Source organism: Clostridium sp., from assembly GCF_040797585.1.
Classification (GTDB): Bacteria; Bacillota; Clostridia; order Clostridiales; family Clostridiaceae; genus Clostridium_Z.
Map to the genome: position 1 here is coordinate 1 of NZ_JBFNEO010000026.1, position 19631 is coordinate 19631.

The 19631-nt window shown below is 28.8% G+C and carries 19 protein-coding genes; 17 read left to right on the forward strand and 2 right to left on the reverse strand.

The features are described 5' to 3' along the window. Nucleotides 1-462 precede the first annotated feature (462 nt). Nucleotides 463-1281: a PRD domain-containing protein gene (locus AB2369_RS03090; RefSeq protein WP_367665007.1), complete on the forward strand. Its 819-nt coding sequence runs from the start codon at nucleotides 463-465 to the stop codon at nucleotides 1279-1281. Between the two features lie 209 nt (nucleotides 1282-1490). Here the strand turns inward: AB2369_RS03090 and AB2369_RS03095 are convergent, their stop codons facing one another. Further along, the gene (locus AB2369_RS03095; RefSeq protein WP_367665008.1) at nucleotides 1491-1967 is read right to left on the reverse strand and encodes a PTS glucose transporter subunit IIA; all 477 of its coding nucleotides are present in this window, start codon (nucleotides 1965-1967) and stop codon (nucleotides 1491-1493) included. Nucleotides 1968-2584: 617 nt separating this feature from the next. Then, nucleotides 2585-2938 carry a hypothetical protein gene (locus AB2369_RS03100; RefSeq protein WP_367665009.1) on the reverse strand — a complete coding sequence of 118 codons (354 nt, stop codon included), beginning with the start codon at nucleotides 2936-2938 and terminating at the stop codon, nucleotides 2585-2587. Nucleotides 2939-3089: 151 nt separating this feature from the next. Between AB2369_RS03100 and AB2369_RS03105 the strand changes: the two genes are divergently transcribed. The 16 genes from AB2369_RS03105 to AB2369_RS03180 all read left to right on the forward strand — a co-directional run. Then, complete coding sequence (locus AB2369_RS03105; protein WP_367665010.1) at nucleotides 3090-3851, forward strand: hypothetical protein; 762 nt, start codon at nucleotides 3090-3092, stop codon at nucleotides 3849-3851. Nucleotides 3852-4191: 340 nt separating this feature from the next. Next, entirely contained in the window at nucleotides 4192-5598 is a 1407-nt protein-coding gene (nagE, locus tag AB2369_RS03110) for an N-acetylglucosamine-specific PTS transporter subunit IIBC (RefSeq protein ID WP_367665011.1), read from the forward strand. 1197 nt (nucleotides 5599-6795) lie between these two features. After that, entirely contained in the window at nucleotides 6796-7464 is a 669-nt protein-coding gene (locus tag AB2369_RS03115) for a DUF969 domain-containing protein (protein ID WP_367665025.1), read from the forward strand. Between the two features lie 12 nt (nucleotides 7465-7476). Further along, nucleotides 7477-8406, forward strand: coding sequence for a DUF979 domain-containing protein (locus AB2369_RS03120; protein WP_367665012.1), 930 nt, complete (start codon nucleotides 7477-7479; stop codon nucleotides 8404-8406). Between the two features lie 198 nt (nucleotides 8407-8604). Then, entirely contained in the window at nucleotides 8605-9249 is a 645-nt protein-coding gene (pcp, locus tag AB2369_RS03125; RefSeq protein WP_367665013.1) for a pyroglutamyl-peptidase I, read from the forward strand. Continuing rightward, a complete protein-coding gene (locus tag AB2369_RS03130; RefSeq protein ID WP_367665014.1) occupies nucleotides 9249-9680 on the forward strand; it encodes a gamma-glutamylcyclotransferase in 432 nt (143 codons plus the stop codon). Before pcp ends, AB2369_RS03130 begins: the two co-directional genes overlap by 1 nt. A 443-nt stretch (nucleotides 9681-10123) precedes the next feature. Next, a complete protein-coding gene (locus tag AB2369_RS03135) occupies nucleotides 10124-10798 on the forward strand; it encodes a Crp/Fnr family transcriptional regulator (protein WP_367665015.1) in 675 nt (224 codons plus the stop codon). A 170-nt stretch (nucleotides 10799-10968) separates the two neighbouring features. Beyond that, a complete protein-coding gene (locus AB2369_RS03140) occupies nucleotides 10969-11535 on the forward strand; it encodes a cob(I)yrinic acid a,c-diamide adenosyltransferase (RefSeq protein WP_367665016.1) in 567 nt (188 codons plus the stop codon). A 290-nt stretch (nucleotides 11536-11825) separates the two neighbouring features. Further along, entirely contained in the window at nucleotides 11826-12728 is a 903-nt protein-coding gene (locus tag AB2369_RS03145; RefSeq protein ID WP_367665017.1) for a lysostaphin resistance A-like protein, read from the forward strand. 630 nt (nucleotides 12729-13358) lie between these two features. Next, a complete protein-coding gene (locus AB2369_RS03150; RefSeq protein WP_367665018.1) occupies nucleotides 13359-14084 on the forward strand; it encodes an ATP-binding cassette domain-containing protein in 726 nt (241 codons plus the stop codon). A 1-nt stretch (nucleotide 14085) separates the two neighbouring features. Continuing rightward, nucleotides 14086-15264 (forward strand): ABC transporter permease, encoded by a 1179-nt coding sequence (locus AB2369_RS03155; protein WP_367665019.1) that lies wholly within the window; start codon nucleotides 14086-14088, stop codon nucleotides 15262-15264. Nucleotides 15265-15978: 714 nt separating this feature from the next. Then, a complete protein-coding gene (locus AB2369_RS03160) occupies nucleotides 15979-16677 on the forward strand; it encodes a glycosyltransferase family 2 protein (RefSeq protein WP_367665020.1) in 699 nt (232 codons plus the stop codon). A gap of 17 nt (nucleotides 16678-16694) precedes the next feature. Continuing rightward, nucleotides 16695-17024, forward strand: a complete 330-nt coding sequence (locus AB2369_RS03165) for a DUF2304 domain-containing protein (protein ID WP_367665021.1) — start codon at nucleotides 16695-16697, stop codon at nucleotides 17022-17024. Continuing rightward, complete coding sequence (locus AB2369_RS03170) at nucleotides 17025-17372, forward strand: EamA family transporter (RefSeq protein WP_367665022.1); 348 nt, start codon at nucleotides 17025-17027, stop codon at nucleotides 17370-17372. It begins immediately after the preceding gene. A gap of 144 nt (nucleotides 17373-17516) precedes the next feature. Continuing rightward, nucleotides 17517-18788, forward strand: a complete 1272-nt coding sequence (locus tag AB2369_RS03175; RefSeq protein WP_367665023.1) for a glycosyltransferase family 39 protein — start codon at nucleotides 17517-17519, stop codon at nucleotides 18786-18788. A 402-nt stretch (nucleotides 18789-19190) separates the two neighbouring features. Then, on the forward strand, nucleotides 19191-19631 hold a 441-nt coding region (locus AB2369_RS03180; protein WP_367665024.1), incomplete at its 3' end, for a biotin transporter BioY.

Sequence of the window (19631 nt, forward strand, 5' to 3'; positions counted from 1 at the left end):
GATCTAAGGTCACACATAAATGTATAAATTAGATGAAGTTTTTCTAATCCATTGAAATATTATTACTTTTTATTATAATATATTAATATTAAGGATTTATCCCATGTCTACCATCTATAATATTCCTAGCCATTGTAGGACACAGAGATAAGAGGTAGTAAGGCTCTAGAGAAGTTCTTCTAAGCTTTAATGGGAGTAAGGGATTTCACTTAGTCAAAATCCAACTGAAGCTAAAAATCACTTCATGAGAAGTAGAGTATTAGGAGTTTCAAATATTTTAATAGTATAGTTTTTAAAAGTAGAAATAAAGTAATCGTATCTAAAGTGGGGTATAAGAGGAAGGTTTAATTTATCTTATATCCTAGACAGGTATAATATTTTTAATACTTTAATTAGAATAAATTGAAAAAATAGATATTCTAATTAAAGTAGCATAAAAGTTTTTAGGGAGGTGAGGTTTCCATGTGGTATGTAAAAAAAGTGTTTAATAATAATGTTGTTCTCATAGAAGAGGAAGAAAAAGAAAAGGTTATCTTCGGGAAAGGTATAGGCTTTGGTAAAAAAATCGGGGAAACAATAGGTAGAGAAAATGTAGATAAAGTTTTTACTATAGAAGATAATCAAAGTGGTAAGAATTTTAGAGATCTTATAAGTTATGCAGATAGTGATGTAGTAGGAATGTGTGAAGAAGCCATATACATGATAGAGCAGGAACTTAATGAAGCCTTAGATGAAAAAATACATGTATCTTTAACAGATCATATAGCTTTGACCTTAAAGCGAATTAAAGAGAATAAGGAAATACATAATCCATTTTTAGTAGAAACGGAAACCTTATATAAAAGAGAATTTGATATAGCAAAAAAAGTAGCAAAATTTATTGCAAATACTATGAAAGTAGATATTCCTGATGGAGAGGTAGGATTTATAACCCTTCATATACATTCTGCAAGAAATGAAGGAAAGCTGTCGAATACTATAAAATATACTTTCCTGGGAAATAAGATAGTAGGGTATATAGAAGAAACTTTAGGTATATATGTAGATAGACAAAGTTTAGATTATGCAAGATTTTTAACTCATGTAAGGTTTGCCATAGAAAGAGTAATGGCAAATAATATGGTTAAAAACGAACTTTTAGATGCTATAAAAAAGACTTATAAGGAGTCATTTAAGATAGCAAAGGGAGTAGCTAAGATAATAGAAGAAGAGGTTGATGCTACCATTGTAGAAGATGAGATTGCCTACCTTGCCCTTCATATAGAAAGACTTAGAAAATAACATATATTTTAAATCTTAAGTTTCTGTAATTTATAAGTAAAGTTATTATAAATAAAATTTTTAAGAGATAAATAAAATTAATTGAAATTTGTAGTCTACAAGTTTTTACTACCTTAAAATTTATTTTTTAGTAGTAATTTATTGGGCATTTAAAGAAAGAGTTGTTTTAAAACTGTAGTTTTAAAACAACTCTTTTATGTATAGATATATTATTTTCTGTAAGTTACTACTTCATCCTGTCCAGCAATTACATCCTTACCAGTTAAAGATTTTATTTCTTTTACTGAGTCAGGATTAGTTATTAAAACTGGAGTTGTAAGAGATAATCCCTTTCCTTTTATAAGTTCAGGATTAAACTTTATTATTGGAGTTCCAGCCTTAACCTTAGCGCCTTCTTCAGCTAATCGTTCAAAACCTTCACCATTTAATTCAACTGTATCTATTCCAATGTGAATAAGAAGTTCAACACCATTATCTAAAGTCATTGCAAAAGCATGGTTAGTCTTAAATATTAAAGTTAAAGTTCCATCACAAGGAGCTACAGCTACATCACCAGTTGCATCTATTGCTGCACCATCACCAGCCATCTTTTGAGCAAAAACTGGATCTGGCACTTGAGATAAATCTATGGACTTTCCTGATACTGGAGCTACTAATTTCAAATCTTTTTTAAATAAACCGAACATATTAAATACTTCCTTTCATAAATAAAATTTATCCTATGGTTTTATTCTTTAATATGTATTTTATAGAACATAGATATTAAAGAATATATGGTTATATAATATGACTTTTACTTTAGTATAGAGAATTACCACCATTGTGGTTTTAAAATTAATGTAGCTAATGCTACAAAGTCCGGATACTCTTATAAGGATATCTCAAACTTTAAAGGGATAATCCATATCTATCTTAGAGTATGGAAGGTAACTAGTTTAGTTAAATCTATAAACAATTATAGTAGTATCATTTACATTTTATACGCTATAAATGCAAAAAAGCATAAGTTTAAATTAAAAACTTATGCCTAATTTAACAGTAACACGTTTAAATTAATTATATTAATTAATAAAAGGTGTGTCAACTATAAAAACGTTTATGTAAAGGATAACAAAGTTAGCTGAGAAGATTTTAATAATTAATTCATAATAATTAGAATAATATTAGCCATAAAGAGAGTAAAAAAATATATAGGGTTTTTAGTTTCAATCTTAATTTACATATGAATTTACATTGTTAAAAATTATAAACATTAAGTAATGTGTAAATTAAGTTTTCACTTAAAAACCCCATAGTTAAATTTTTATTTATATTGAGTATTAGTCTTAGTTAAATATTCAAGATTATGCTCTTCCATAAAAGCGTTTAAAATTTTAGTAGGGTCTGATTTATCAAATTTATCTTTATTTTTCTTAATATACTCTGACAGTTCAGGCTGAAAATCTTCAGGAGTTACTTTTCTTGATTGCTTATTATCATGATTATATATAGTAACCTGGGAAGTATTAGTAGAGACCTTCTCATTAGTATCTATAATAACTTGAGAAGTATCAGCAGAAACCTTTTTATTAGTATTTATTAAACTATAAGTTATTATAGAAAAGGTTAATAGTAATATTGATAATGATGTATACATAAATTTTCTTTTTTTAATCAAAGCTTCACCTCCTACAATATCTATTTTAACAGAAATTGTAAATTTGCACTACTTTTATCTTAGTAAAATTATGTTATAATTAACATTAATAGGGGGGGTGTGCACAAAGTAGTACATTGAAAATTACACTAATTATAAGGGGAAAACTAAAATGATAGAAAAAAGAAAAGAAGAATGCTCGGCTAATATAGAATCTAAAAACATACATATAGAAAGTGATTACCAACTAAATTTAAGAAAAGAAACTCAACATTTTATAATTTATTACACTGAGACGGATAAGACATGTATAGATAAAGTCTCTGATATTCTTGAAAATAGTTATCATAGAATCACCATGAATTTTAATCAGCAACTTCAAGAAAAACTGACTATTGAAATTCATTCAGGCATGAATAAACTTCATATTGCTTTAGGTTTATCCAATGGACCTGAGTGGATAAGAGGAGGGCTTAGTAAAGGTAAAATTGTAATAGCTTCTCCTTTAAATCCACCACCAGGTTCAAACTTTGATAATGTATTAAATACAGCAGTTCATGAGTTTGTGCATATCATAGTAAATAAGATAAATGATTATACACCAAGATGGCTAAATGAAGGAATCGCATGTTATGAAGCAAAAGATAATGATGAAAACTGGATAAGAGAAACTGTTAAAGATGGATTAGTAAATAATATGATTCCTACATTTAAAGATTTGGATACTGGTGAGGATTTTGAGACATTTTTCAAAGGTAATGGATATCAATATTCATACACAATAGTAGAGTTTATAATTGAAGAGTTTGGTTATGAGAAGTTATATAATCTAATAAAATCACCTAATAAGTTTGTAGAAATTTTTGGGGTAACAGAAGTCCAATTACAAAATAACTGGATTGAGTATATCAAAAAGAACTATCTACTAACCTAGTTTTGGAATTTTAATAAATATATTGACAGGCTATTTGAAATGGTCTACAATGTGAATATAAAATTATAACTTAATATAATTTGCACAGCGTGTAACCGCAATTAAATTAGTGGGCAATAGCTGAAAAGGATATCTTTAGAGATAGTGTATCCTTTTCAGCTTTTTTTATTGTTTTAAAACAGTGAATATATGAGCGTACGGCATATATTTACAAAAGAGGGCAAGTTATATAAGTCAAGGTATATTTTATTTAATATTAAGTGATATTAAAATCAGAGAGCATTGACATAAGAATGAATTTGGACTTATTTTAACATAGAATTACGAAGGAGGATTAGAAATGGCTAAGGGTAATAAAATATTAGCATCACTTCAAAAGCTTGGTAAATCTCTTATGACACCAATAGCGGTTTTACCAGCAGCAGGATTACTTTTAAGATTAGGTCAAGAAGACGTTTTTAATATACTATGGATGGCAGAAGCAGGTAATGCTGTTTTTGCTAATTTACCAATTATATTTGCAATAGGTATAGCAGTAGGTTTTGCAGAAGAGAATAATGGAGTTGCAGGTATAGCTGCGGCCGTTGGATATTTCATATTAACAAAGGTTGCAGTGACTTTTGATAGTACTATAAATATGGGAGTTCTTGCAGGGGTTATAGCAGGTATAACCGCAGGGATTTTATATAATAAGTTTAAGGATATTAGTGTTCCCCAGTTTTTAGGGTTCTTTGGAGGAAAGAGGTTTGTTCCTATAATAACATCCTTAGTATGTTTGATTTTAGGATTTTTAGCTGGAGGAGTATGGCCATTTATACAAGGAGCTTTAAATAGCTTTGGAAACTGGATAGTTGAGCTTGGAGCAATAGGTTCATTAATATTTGGATTACTTAATAGATTATTAATTCCAGTAGGTCTTCATCATGTAGTGAATTCTATATTCTGGTTTGAGTTTGGTACCTTTACTAATGCAGCAGGAGAATTAGTTAAGGGGGATATAGCAAGATTCTTTGCAGGGGATCCAAATGCAGGTAACTTTATGGCAGGATTCTACCCAATAATGATGTTTGCATTACCAGCAGCTTGTTTTGCTATGATAACAACTGCTAAGAAGGAAAAGAGGGCAGCGGTTGCAGGAATGCTTGGTAGTTTGGCGCTTACTTCATTCTTAACTGGTATAACAGAACCGATAGAATTTTCCTTTATGTTCCTTGCACCAGCTTTATATGTAGTTCACTCAATTCTTACAGGAGTTTCCCTTGCAGTGACTACAGCCCTTGGAATTAAGTCAGGATTTACTTTCTCAGGAGGACTTATAGATTATGTTCTAAGTTATGGGAAGGCAACTAAGCCATTATTATTAATTGGGCTAGGTCTTATATTTGCAGTGATTTACTACTTAGTATTTGTCTTTATGATAAGGAAGTTTGATTTAAAGACTCCAGGTAGAGAAGATGATGAGGAAGATTCATCTATTGTAAAGGGTTCTGAAAGTGATAAAAAATCAGATTTAGATGCAAAAGCAGCAGCAGTCCTTGAAGCTATAGGTGGAAAAGAAAATATAGAAGTTATAGATGCTTGTATAACAAGACTTAGATTGACAGTAAAAGATGGATCAAAGGTAGATGAGCCAGCTCTTAAAAAGCAAGGTGCTTCAGGAGTTATGAGACTAGGTGAAAACAACGTTCAAGTAATAATGGGAACCATAGCAGATCCAATGGCATCTAAGATAAAGAAGTTAATGTAATTTTAATTTGAGATATAGAACGAATCTTCCTTTAGATGGTGTTCTTTCCACCATATAAAGGTTAGATGAGTTAATCTAGGGGCGTAGGAACTGTTATCCCCACCTTTTAAGAGGATGGGGTGTTACAGCTCCTAGCCATCAGATAAAATATCAATAAATTTAAGTGTTCAATATAAAATTAGGAAAGATATATTAAATTATTTAGAATAAAATAAAATTAATATTAAAAATAGTAAAAAACAATTAAAACTTGCTTACTTATGTAGAAAAACATAATTTTTAGGTATATAATATTAGTATCGGAAGAAAATTTTACAGAAACAAGTAGATTAAAGTCTAATTCTACTGAAGAAATAATTTTAATCAACATATAGATGAATAGTAAATTAAGAGAAACTTTAATATATAACGAATCTTCCTTCAGGTGGTGTTTTTTCCACCATCTAAAGGTTAGATGAGTTAATCTAGGGGCGTAGGAACTGTTACTCCCTACCTTTTAAGAGGATGGGGTGTTACAGCTCCTAGCCATCAGATAAATGATAAAACTTTAAGATTTTATAAATCTTAAACCCAAAACTCCATTACATTCACTAAACCCTTATTAAGCTTAGGCTTAATAAGGGGATTTTTTTTATTATTAATATTTAACTATACATTAAACTTTTAATAGGACGAATCTTCCTTCAGGTGGTGTTCTTTCCACCATCTGAAGGTTAGATGAGTTAATCTAGGGGCTTAGCAACTGTTATCCCCCACCTTTTAAGAGGATGGGGTGTTACAGTTCCTAGCCATCAGATAAACTTAAATTAAAGCATTAATAGAGACTATTAAGAATATGATGGAAAAAGAACGAGAATCTTGCAGAATTTTATTATAAATCATAGAAAAATTGCATATTACTATTAGGAAAAAGGAATAGTAATTTTATATATTAGGTATAAGAAATAGATGATAAAAATATAAAAAAATATAGTGATTATCATAAAATTTTAGTGATTTCTTTAAAAAAAGTAAAGAGATAGAATAAATAAAAACATTTTCATTTGTTAAAAGCTCAAAATTTGTCTTTTCAAATAAAAAAAGTATTAAAAATGTAGCCTGGACTACTGAATTTTTCTTATGCCTTACGTATAATTTATTTAATATAAATAATATTAAATTTTCTAAAAATTCATAAAGAAGGGATGTAACGGCATGATAAAGTTAATAGGTGTTTTAATTGTTGTTTTAGGCTTTGCTTTAAAGCTTGACATTATTGCTGTAGTTTTAGTTTCTGGACTTGCTACAGGACTTGTTGCAGGACTTAGTTTTACTGAAGTACTAGATATTTTAGGTAAGTCCTTCGTAGAAACTAGATATATGACATTATTTGTACTAACACTTCCTGTTATAGGTATATGCGAAAGATATGGTCTTCGTGAAATGGCTATTGAATTAATTTCAAGAGCTAAAAACGTTACTACAGGTAAGTTATTAAGTATGTATACATTAATAAGAGAGGTTGCAGCAGCTATGTCTTTAAGACTAGGTGGACATCCTCAATTTATAAGACCTCTTATAAATCCAATGGCTCAAGGAGCTGCTATAAGTAAGTACGGAGAAATCGATGAAGAAGATGAAGAAAAGATAAAAGCTCATGCAGCAGCCATGGAGAACTATGGTAACTTCTTTGGTCAAAATATATTTATAGCTAATGGAGGAGTACTTTTAATAGTTTCAACTCTTGAGAAGTTAAACTATACAGTAGATCCTTCAGATATAGCTAAAGCTTCTATTCCAATAGCAATACTTGCATTCGCAGTAGCGGCTGTATTTAACTATATGTTTGATAAGAAGCTTCAAAGAAAATACGGAAGTAAAAAGTAAGGAGGGGTATTCATGGATGTAAAAGCCTTGTCAGCTTTTCTTTTAGAAAGCTTTTATGTTTTAACTGGATTATTAATGGCTATAACAGCTTTATTTGTATTAAAGGATGATAAACATAAAACTAGAATAGGAACAGCATTATTCTGGTTCATATTAGGTATTATATTTATTTTTGGAAAGTATATACCAGCTACTTATGTAGGTGCATTAATTCTTGTTCTTGGAGTATTAACTATAACCAAACAGGTTAATATGGGAACATTAGATCAACCATCAGAAGAATTTAGAAAAGAAAAAGCTAAGAAAATTGGAGCTAAAATATTCGTACCTTCAGTAACTCTTGCAGTTTTAGCTTTTGCAATAGCTCAATATACTAAACTTGGAGGACAGGTTGCCATAGGTATATCTGCTATAGGTGGACTTATATTAACTTTTGTAATAACTAAGGCTCCTGCTAAATATGTTGGAGTAGATAGTAATAGAATGATTCAACAAGTTGGACCATCTAGTATATTACCACAACTTTTAGGTGCTCTTGGTACAGTATTTACAGCAGCAGGAGTTGGAGATGTAATATCTTCAGGAATATCTGCTATCATACCAGAAGGAAATATATTACTTGGAGTTACAGCTTACTGTGTAGGTATGGCATTATTCACAATGATAATGGGAAATGCTTATGCTGCATTTGCAGTTATAACAGCAGGTATAGGTATACCATTTGTATTTGCTCAAGGAGCTGACCCAGTAATCGCTGGAGCTTTAGCTTTAACAGCAGGATATTGTGGAACCCTATTAACACCAATGGCTGCTAACTTTAACGTAGTACCAGCAGCTCTTCTTGAAATGAAGGATAATAATGGTGTTATAAAAGCTCAAGCACCTGTAGCCATAACTGTACTTATATTACACATAGTTATTATGTACTTCTTTGCATTTTAATTTTGATAGATATTAAAATATAAAGAGTTAAATTATAAGTTTTTAAGACGTGAAGATTCATTCTAAATGATTAGGAATAATAAGGTAATATATGCATATTTAGATGGTTATAAAATGCATCTAATTATGTAAAAATATAAAAAGAGGTAGTGTTAAAAGTACTACCTCTTAATACACATTTATAGTGGGGGTAATTATATGAAAAAAGTTTTAATAACTGGCTTTGATCCTTTCGGAGGCGAAGCAATAAATCCAGCTTTAGAAGCAGTAAAAAAAATACAAGATGAAATATCTGGAGCTAAGGTTATAAAGGTAGAGATACCAACAGTATTTAGAAGATCCTTAGAAGAGTTAGAAAAAGCAATAAATGAACATAATCCTGATATAGTTATCTGTGTAGGTCAAGCTGGTGGAAGATTTGACATAACTCCAGAAAGAGTTGCTATAAATATGGATGACGCTAGAATAAAAGATAACGAAGGTAATCAACCTTTAGATCTTCCTATATTTGAAGATGGTGAAAGTGCATACTTCTCTAATCTACCAATAAAGGCTATGGTTAAAGAGATGCAAGAGAATGGTATACCAGCTTCAGTATCAAATACTGCAGGAACTTTTGTATGTAACCATATAATGTATGGACTTCTTTACATGGCACATAAGAAGTTTAATAATATAAAAGGTGGATTTATCCACGTTCCATTTATCCCAAGTCAAGTAGTTAACAAAAAGAATACTCCTTCAATGTCTCTAGAGAACATAACTAAAGGATTAGAGTGTGCTATTAAGGCCGCTGTAGAAAATAATGCTGATATTAAAGCGGTAGGCGGAACTATTTGCTAATGAAACAATATTTATTTGTTTATGGAAGCTTAAGAGATGGATTCTTTAACTTTGATAAGTATATAAAAGATGAAGTCATATCAAGAAGATTAGGAAAGATAAAGGGAACTCTTTATCATATGCCAAACAAAGGATACCCAGCAGTCCTAAGTGGAGACGAAGACATAATTGGAGAAGTAATCGAAGTAAGAAATTGGGATAAGAATCTTAAAGCCTTAGATGATATGGAAGGATACATATCTGAAGGGAATAAAGATAATGAATATAATAGAGAATTATTAGATGTGGAAATAATAGATGGAAATCAAGGAGAGAAGGTTAAAGCTTTTTCTTATTTATATAACATGAATGATAAAGATGAGTTTGAAAAACATTCAGTATATATTCCGCATGGAGATTGGAAAAAATTTATGTTTGAAGAAAACAAGTAATAAAAGGCTCTAGAAGCATAGGTTTCTAGAGCCTTTTATTGATTTATATAAATTGTTTTTTATCTTTTTAATAGATTTAATATAGATGGATAATATACAAACGTAATCTTTTAATATGCTACAAATTGTAGTAAGTTAAGGTTTATTTTAGAGGTTGATGTACTAAGTTTATAATGTAATATTTAAATTTAGTTTAATTTGGAGTAGTGGGTGAAAATTATTAGTAGCAATTATATTAATATGAAAAATTGAGAATATTTAAAGCTTCTAGATATGTTATAAATTTCAGAGTTTTTTTAATAAGCATATATAATTCTATCATATGAAGGGAATATTAATAGGAATTTATTTTACTGTAAATCATTAGTATAATATAATATATTACTATAAGATTTTAGCAGAAGATTAAAATAACCATTCATAGAATTATGAGGTAAGGATATATGTATGAAAAAATATTTGATAAGAAAAAACAAGAAGCTATGAGAGAGTTTTTTCTAAGGGATTTAGCCCCCTTAGGAAAAGAAAGGATTCTTAAGAAAAATGAAATACTTAATGTAGTTGAAAATAAATCTGTAGGCATTGTTACAGAAGGAAAACTTAAACAAATTCTTCATCATTCTAAAGGTGAGGAAAAGCTTATGTTCTTTTTATCTCCTGGAGAAATATGCGGTGAGGGAGAATATTTTGTTGGGGGTGGTATGCCTGTTATGATAAAGGCATGCTGTGATTCTAAGGTAACTGTAATTGAGAAGAAATTATTAGATGATTTTTTAGAAGATAATCCTAGGGGATATGGATTCTTTATACATAGTTTAACGAGAAAGTATAGAATATCCATAAGCAAGATGCATGATATATTATTCACCTCTTCTAAGGAAAAAGTGTGTAATACTTTATATAGGTTATCTGTTCAAGAGGGGATAGAAACTTCTAATGGAATAATTATAGATATAAAACTTACTCATCAAGAACTTGCTACTTTAGTAGGAGCTTCAAGAATAACCATAACAAGAATTATAAAGGAACTTAAGGAAGAGAAAATAATAGATAATACTCAAGATAAAAGATTTATAATAAAAGATTTGGTGAAGCTTAAAAGTTATCTAGAATACTAAGACACTCATATTTACAAAGTAAATACTAAATGCTATTATTTAAGAAAGAGTGTTAATATAAAATTATAGGATTAGGATATGTAAATCATGGGATAAAGCTAATTAAAGAATGTACTATTCCAAAGATAAATACGTACTATATTCTTAAAGTTAGAAAAGAGGGATTTATAATGAAAGTTTATACTAAAACTGGTGATAAAGGTACAACAGGCAACTTACTTGGTGAAAGAATAGCAAAGGACAGTACCTTCTTAGAACTTCAAGGTAGTATAGATGAAGTTAATGCTCAACTAGGATATTTAAATGCATTACTTCAAAATAATACTAACTTAAACTATACAGAAAAGAAAAACATAATGGATTTTATAGTTCATATAGAAAATGCTTTATATAATATGGGAGTGGAGATATCTTATAATTTTAGTCAATATAAGATAAAGGAAAATCATGTTAAAGAGCTTGAAGCTGAAATAGATTTAATGCTTGAGAAAACACCACCACAAAAGCATTTTATATTATATAGTGGTTCTTTAGAAGGGACATATGCTCAGGTATGCCGTGGAACTACAAGAAGAGCAGAAAGAGTTTTTGTTAAATATCTAAAGGAAGGGAACTTTGAATCCTATCCTCAAAGTTATTTGTACATTAATAGATTATCAGATTATCTATTTGTATTATCTAGATTTGTCAATTTTAAGTTAAATAAAGAAGAAACCATAATGAAGCAATGGGTATAATGGTTTTATTTTGTAGAATCACAGAGTATATATATCTGTGATTCTTATTTTTATATTAAATATTAGTAAAATCATGGTGCAATATAACATATTATGGTAAAATCTAAAAGGTGGGTTGATGTTATCTAGATTTATAAGATGGAAGATTCCTTCTATAGAAGATATTAATATTTAGAAATTATTACTTATTTCGAATATAAAAATATAGACCTATAGTATAGAGTATATGGATCTAAGAATTAGTAAGGTTTTAGGGGAGAATTAATACTAATAATGGGGAGAGATAAGTTATGATAGAAAAGGAAAATAATATTTATAAAGTAAATCTGCTTATCTTTTTAAGTATAGTTATTAGTTTTATATATCAAATATTGCCTTTTGAATTAGGGGATGGATTTTATCAATACATATGCTTTTTGCTACCAGCAGGAATATATCTATTAGTAAATAAGAAAAATATAATAGATACTCTAAATATAAAGCCTCTAAAACTTAAGAATATACCTTATTTAATAATGTTATATGTTTTTTTATTGCCTTTTAGAGTAATGGTTATATATATTTATACAGTTTTCTTTGAAGACAAGTTGTCTAAGATTATAGGAGAGACAATTGTATCAAATCCAAGCCTTTTAGAAAATTTATTTATTGTGGTACTAACACCTATTATATGTGAAGAAATTTTAATGAGAGGTATAGTTTTAGATGGATATAGAAAAAAGTCTATACATATAGTGGCTGTTATGAATGGGTTGATATTTGGTATGCTTCATATGAATAGCTTTCAGTTTATTGATACTTTTTTTGTTGGGATAGTACTTACTTACGTAGTTTATGTAACAGGTTCTATTTTCTCTTCTATGATTATTCACGGGATAAACAATGGAATGGCATTGTTTATGGAGTATTTTGATAAAGGACAAGATACCTTGGAGCCAATTAAGGAAGGAGCTGAAGCTTCATTAACTATATCTTTTAGTGGATTTTTAATATATGCAGGAGTGGTCTTAATCTGTGTATTTATGATATATAAGATAATAAAAAAACTTATAAAAATAAATAACTTTGATTATTCTAGTTATACCACAAGTAGAAGCGATGAAAAGATATTTAATTGGCCGTTAATAGTAACAATAATATTATTTTTAATTATGAGTGCATTACTTATTTTGACTATTAATTATGCTTATTAATTAATACATAGGTTGTAGAGATATAATTATATAAGTATTTATATGTAGTTTTTAAACACTAGAGTAAAATGATTAGTTTTCATAGATTCATTGATAGTGATTATTTAAATAGAGAAGAAAAATATTACCTTTTCTTAGAATAAAGAACTAAAAAAAATCCTCTGACTTTTAAGCAGAGGATTAGGAAGAGTGATTTATATGTACTTTATTTCAAGTACCTTTCTCTATTTTTTAAGGAACAATTTTATATTACTATTCTGTATCCATGTTAATTTTATATGAAAACATATGTGAATTAAATATAAATTGCAAGAAATGACCTCGAAATGTCATAATTAAACAGTTTTTATTGAATAAATATATAATTATATAAAGAAAAGGGTGAAAGTACATAAATTAATTGAGATTTTATATGGAGTATTATAGTAATAAAAATAATTTAGTTAATATTTGATAAAATATAAAAAATTATTACTTTAAATTTATAAAATAAAATATATATAGAATTAAACTAATAATATAACTATTAAATGAAGAAATTTTATATGAATTAGTAAAAGTTAAGCTTTACTAATGAAATAATTTTTAAATAAAATATATTAAATAATTAATATAAAAGGAGGAGAGGAAATGCTTCAAGTTATTGGTTTATCTAAGGATTTCAAAAAAACAAGAGCCGTAGATAAGGTTAGTTTTACTGTTAATGATGGTGAGGTTGTTGGACTTCTTGGAGAAAATGGAGCAGGGAAAACAACTACTATGAGAATGGTTTCTACTATGCTGAATCCAACAGAAGGAACAGCTAAGGTAAATGGCCATGATATCATAGAGGATGGAAAAGGAGTAAGAAAGGAAATAGGTATACTCTTTGGAGGAGATGTAGGGCTTTATGAGAGACTATCTGCTAGAGAGAATATAGCTTATTTTGGAGAATTATATGGAATGGACAAGGAGTCTATAAATAAGAATATAGATGCCTTAGCTAAAAGTCTTAAAATGGAGGATTATATAGATAAAAAAAGAGTAGGAAGCTTCTCAAGAGGTATGAAGCAAAAGGTATCTATTGCAAGAAGTATAGTTCATAGTCCTTCGGTTATGCTTTTCGATGAACCAACTACAGGCCTTGATGTAAGCGCTACAAGAGTAATCCATGATTTTATAATAAAGTGCAAAGAGGAAGGAAAAACAGTACTTTTATCTAGTCACTCTATGAAGGAAGTGGAAAAGCTTTGTGATAGAGTTATTATTATAAATAAGGGTAAGATTATTGAAGAGGGTACAGTTAAAGATCTTAAGGAAAAATATAATAATGAAGACCTTGAAGAAGTTTTTGTTAATCTAATAGGTGGTGAGTAAAATGAAGGAAGTATTAAGCATTTTTAAGAAAGAATTAATGGACATCTTTAGAGATAAGAAGACAATTATAATGACTATACTTGTTCCTATGCTATTATATCCAGTTTTATTTGGTGTCATAAATTACTTTACTCAGGATTCTATAAAAGATGTTGAGAAGGGTATTAATATAGGACTTGTAAGTAAAAGTAATTCTGCCGCATCTCTTCTTAAAAGTCAGCCAAAGATTACTGTTTTTGAGGGTGATGATTTAAATGAAAAACTTAAAAAGGGAGATATTTCAGCTATAGTTGAAATACCAGATGATTTCCAGGAGAAGCTAGATAGTGAAAAGCCAGCTGATATAAAAATTATTGTAGATAATGATTCTAATAAGTCAGCTATGGCGGCATCTTCAATTAAATCTATGTTTGACGAATATTATAAGGCTATAGTAACAGAGAGAATGGACAAAAGAGGACTTTCAAAAGAAATTATGAACCCATTTGTAATTTCAACCTCATCATTAGACAAGCCAGAAAGTAGTGAAAAGGATAATGTTATGGGAAGTATGCTAATTGGAATGATACCTTCCTTCATAGTAATACTTATGATAAGTGCAACCATGGCAATATCAGCAGACCTTGGAGCTGGAGAAAAGGAAAGGGGAACCCTTGAGCCTCTATTATCTACGGCAGTTAATAGAATGTCTATACTTTGGGGAAAGGTTTTAGCTTTATGTGTAATAGCGGCAGTTACTCTTATAACTAGTATGACAGCTATGGTTATGTCTTTCCAGAAGATTTATGGACTTAAGGAGGGTATAGCCCTAACACCAAAAACTCTTTTAATAATAGGAGTTATAAGCTTATTTGTTCTTGTATCAATATGTTCACTTCAGATGGCAATAAGTATATATGCTCGTTCTATGAAAGAGTCCAACTCCTACTTAGGAGGGCTTTTAATGCCAGTTATGATACTTTCATATTTTCCAATGATGATGGATGCAAAGAGCATAAAGTTTATTTACTTTAATATACCGGTGGTAAATGCAGTAGCCTTAATGAAGGAGGCTATAGTTGGAATATATGATATGAAACATATAGGAGTAGTTATAGCATGGCATATTTTATATACAGCAGTATGCTTATTTATAGCAAAATATATGTTCTCTAAAGAAGAGGTTATATTTAGAACTTAATCTTAGAGAAATTTATAAATTATAATAAAATTTATAGAGTTTTTAAGTAAGGTATTAGTTTATTTATTGCTCTAAAACATTTATAGATAGCTAATAAAGTTTAGGTATAAATTAATTTTTATACTTAAGAGATTATATTTTAGATTGAATTATTAAATGGTGATTATATAGAGGAGACTTATCTTTATGATAGGTCTCTTTTTATATTTTGATTCTTTAATATTATTTCATAGAACAAATTTTCCTTCAGGTGGTGTTCTTTCCACCACCTGAAGGTTAGATGAGTTAATCTAGGGGCGTAGCAACTGTTATCCCCTGGGGGGTTACAGTTGGTAGCCATCAGATAAATAAGTTCTTACTTAATTAAGGAATATTTTATCATTCATAGGCAAGAATTAGATTTAGAGGACTATGATATAAGGTTTTATATTAGAAAGTGATTTTATTGAAGAATAGAAATGATGAATTTGGAAAAATTATTAATAAATGCTTAAGACATATTTATTAGAGCCATAAGAAGGACATAAACATTTATTAATTTTTATTTAGTGATATATATAGGGTTCCTAAGTGAGTTCTTAATTTATACCTATGATTTTTCACAGACTAAATCATAACTTAAAGGTATGAATAAATTAACTTTTGATCTTGAAACCTTATAAAAAGATAAATTTATAGTTATTCAGCAAAATTACAAAAGTGAAGGTGATGACATTGAAGATTTTAGTTATTGTACCTGCCTATAATGAAGGAAAATCAATATATAATGTGGTTACATCCATATTTAAAGAAGCTATAGAAGGACTCCATGTATTAGTAATTAATGATGGGTCATTAGATAATACAGCGAAAGAGGCTGAAAGAGCTGGAGCTAAGATCATAAATTTGCCTATAAATCTTGGTATAGGAGGAGCAGTTCAAACTGGATACTTATATGCCTATTATAATGATTATGATATAGCAATTCAGTTCGATGGAGATGGGCAACATAGAGCAAAGGATTTAAATAGAGTAATAGAGGAGATTACAAGTGAAAACTGTGACATGGTTATAGGATCTAGATTTATAGAGGAGAGTTCATATAAGCCTAGTTTTTTTAGGAGTATTGGTATAAGTTTTTTTAGTAGTCTTGTATCTAAGCTTTGTAATGAAAAGGTATATGATACCACCTCAGGATATAGAGCTATAAATAGAAAGGTAATAGAGAGTTTTGTTCATTACTATCCAAAGGATTATCCGGAAGTGGAAACCATAGCATACATAATAAAAAATGGTCTTAAAGTAAAGGAAATTCCAGTTCTTATGAACTATAGAACGGAAGGAGTATCCTCTATTACTCCTATAAAATCTATATATTACATGATAAAAGTTACATTAGCTTTACTTATCCTTCCAAATACATCTACTAATTAATAAGGAGGTGAAGTGGTATGTATATTTATTGTTTTATATTATCCATAGTCTTTGTAATACTTACTATAATTTTCATAAAGAAGAGGGCTTTGGATATAAAATTTAGTTTTATGTGGATAGCTGTTGGGTTAATAATGTCTATATTATCTTTAAATAGCAATATAGTAGATAAAACAGCAGAGATATTTAATATAAAATATCCACCATCTTTATTGTTTCTAACAGGAATATTATTCTGTTTTATACTAATATTTAATTTAATAGTTGTAATATCATCTCTCCAAGAAAAGGTAACTAGGCTTACTCAGGAGATTGGAATACTTAAAAGCTTAAGGGAGAGGGAATAGTTGCTATACACTTTACTTTTTATAAATATTCTACTTCTTGTTACAGGGCAGACCCTTTGGAAAATAGGACTTGAAGGTAATACCATGGAATTGTCATTTAAAGGAATTATAAATTTAATTTTTAATCCATATATATTTTCAGGAATTGTATTATACGGAATTGCTACTATAATTTGGTTTTATATTTTATCTAAAGGGGATTTATCTTTGGTATATCCTCTTCAAAGTCTTTGTTATGTACTTGCTATCTTTGTGGCTATGTTTATTTTTAAGGAGTCAATACCAGTGACAAGGTGGATTGGAGTGATATTTATAGTTATAGGAGCATTTTTTGTTGCTATTAAATAGATTATTTTTATAGGGTTCCTATATCAGTTCTCAATTTATATATCCCTTAAAAGCCTGATTTATCAATGAATAAACTACGGGGATAAGTTAACTTTTAAGATAAAACCCCTATACTATTCACATATAAAAATACAGGAGGTACGTATGTTTTCTCTAAAGAATGAAAGATCATGGATAAGGAATACAATATTTATTGTCATATCCATATTCTTTTTAATTTGTCTTTATACAGTTTTAGTTCATGGTAACGAGCACTTACTTGGAAGTTTTGAAACCTTTAATAATGATGATGTTAAGTATGTTAGAAGTGCATGGACGCTTTTGGATAAAGGAATATTCACATATCATGATGTAAATGAACCTACAGTATTTATAATGCCAGGACTTCCTTTTGTTATGGCTGGATTTATGAGCATATTTGGAAAGTGGGGAGGAATAACTGCCTTTAGGGTATTCCAAGTGGTTCTTCAAAGCCTAAGTCTATACTTAATTTTTCTTATAGGAAGAAGATTATTTAATTCTAAAGTTGGATTAATAAGCTTAATATTAAGTGCCCTATATATACCTAATATGTGGGCGCCTAATATACTATTAACAGAGGTTATATTTCATTTTCTAATTTTATTATTAGTATATATAACTATATATGCAGTTGAGTGCAATAAATTAAGTTATTATATAAGTGGAGGAATAGTTCTTGGAATCACTGGGTTGTTTAGGCCTACCATAGGAGCTTATCCTATAATAGTACTTATACTTTGGATTTATAACAAATATACCTTTAAGGATATGGCGAAACTTACCATAATTGTAACAACTGTTTTTGCTCTAGTTATGAGTCCGTGGATTATAAGAAATTATAAAGTATTTCATAAATTTATTCCATTTACCTTATCTTCAGGAAATCCATTAATCCAAGGATCTTATATAGATTATAATGAAAATATAGATTATTATCCTTGGAAAAGTGTAGATGATAGAGTGGAGCAAGAAAAGTATTATAAAGAGAATTTTCAATATAGATTTAAAAATTATATGCTGAAAAGGCCTTTTGCATATGCAAAGTGGTATTTTATAGATAAGAGTATTGGACTTTGGAAGGCTGCTTTTTATTGGATAGAAATATATAATATACACTTTAAGTATGTAGAAATTTACCATGCATTATTATTAGTTATAGGATCTATTGGTATGGCAAAAATTTATCTAGGTTATAAGGAAAAAAAATATAGAAGCACGGCTCTAATATTATTTCAGTTATTTGCATATTTCACTATAATTCATATACCATATGTTACTTTTTCAAGATACTCTTATCCTCTTATATGGATTTTTATAATAGGAACTTCAGTAGTTTTAGAGAAAGCTATATGTGCATACTATAAGAGTAAAAAATCAACTTCACCAGCTATATAAAATAGGAATATGTTTATATGATTAAGTCCTACTGTGAATTATTCTTCACAGTAGGACTTTTATAATATAGGTTATTAGGGTGATTTTTTCTTAAGTTTAAGAGCTAATAGGTATTCTTATATATATTAAGTGAATAGGTTTTATACTATAAAATCAGTAAATTTCATATGAGTACTTATTTTATGCACTACTTAAAATTAAAAATTCTCAAGGGGATTAAGTTTATATATAAGCTAAGAGGGAATATGGAAACCCTATAATTATTTATATATTAATAGAGGAACTTATCACAATTGTAAACTCAAGATTAAAATATAGTTGACAATATAAAAAGTTTCTACTAATATTATTGTTAATAAGATAAAGGTTAAAAGTTTACAATAATATTAGTAGGAGGGAATAATGAAATTTACAGTTAAAGAAATGATCCAAGTAAGCATATTTGCAGCTTTAACAGCTATAGGAGCATTTATAAGAATACCAATGCCCTATGTACCGTTCACTCTTCAATTATTTTTTTGTCTAATGAGTGGATTAATTTTTGGGAAAAAGGTAGGACTTTGGTCACAAATTTTATATGTATCTTTAGGACTTATAGGACTTCCTATATTTACTGAAGGGGGAGGCCTCTATTATATATTTAAGCCAACTTTTGGGTATTTAATAGGTTTTGTATTATGTGCTTATATAGTTGGAAGTCTTAGGGACAAGTATAAAAATAGTGATATTGGTTTAATTAAGATCTTTATATTTTGTACTTTAGGTCTTATGGTAGTTTATACTCTTGGAGTTTTACATCTTTATGTAATATTGAATTTCTATATTGGAAAAGCTGTAAGCATT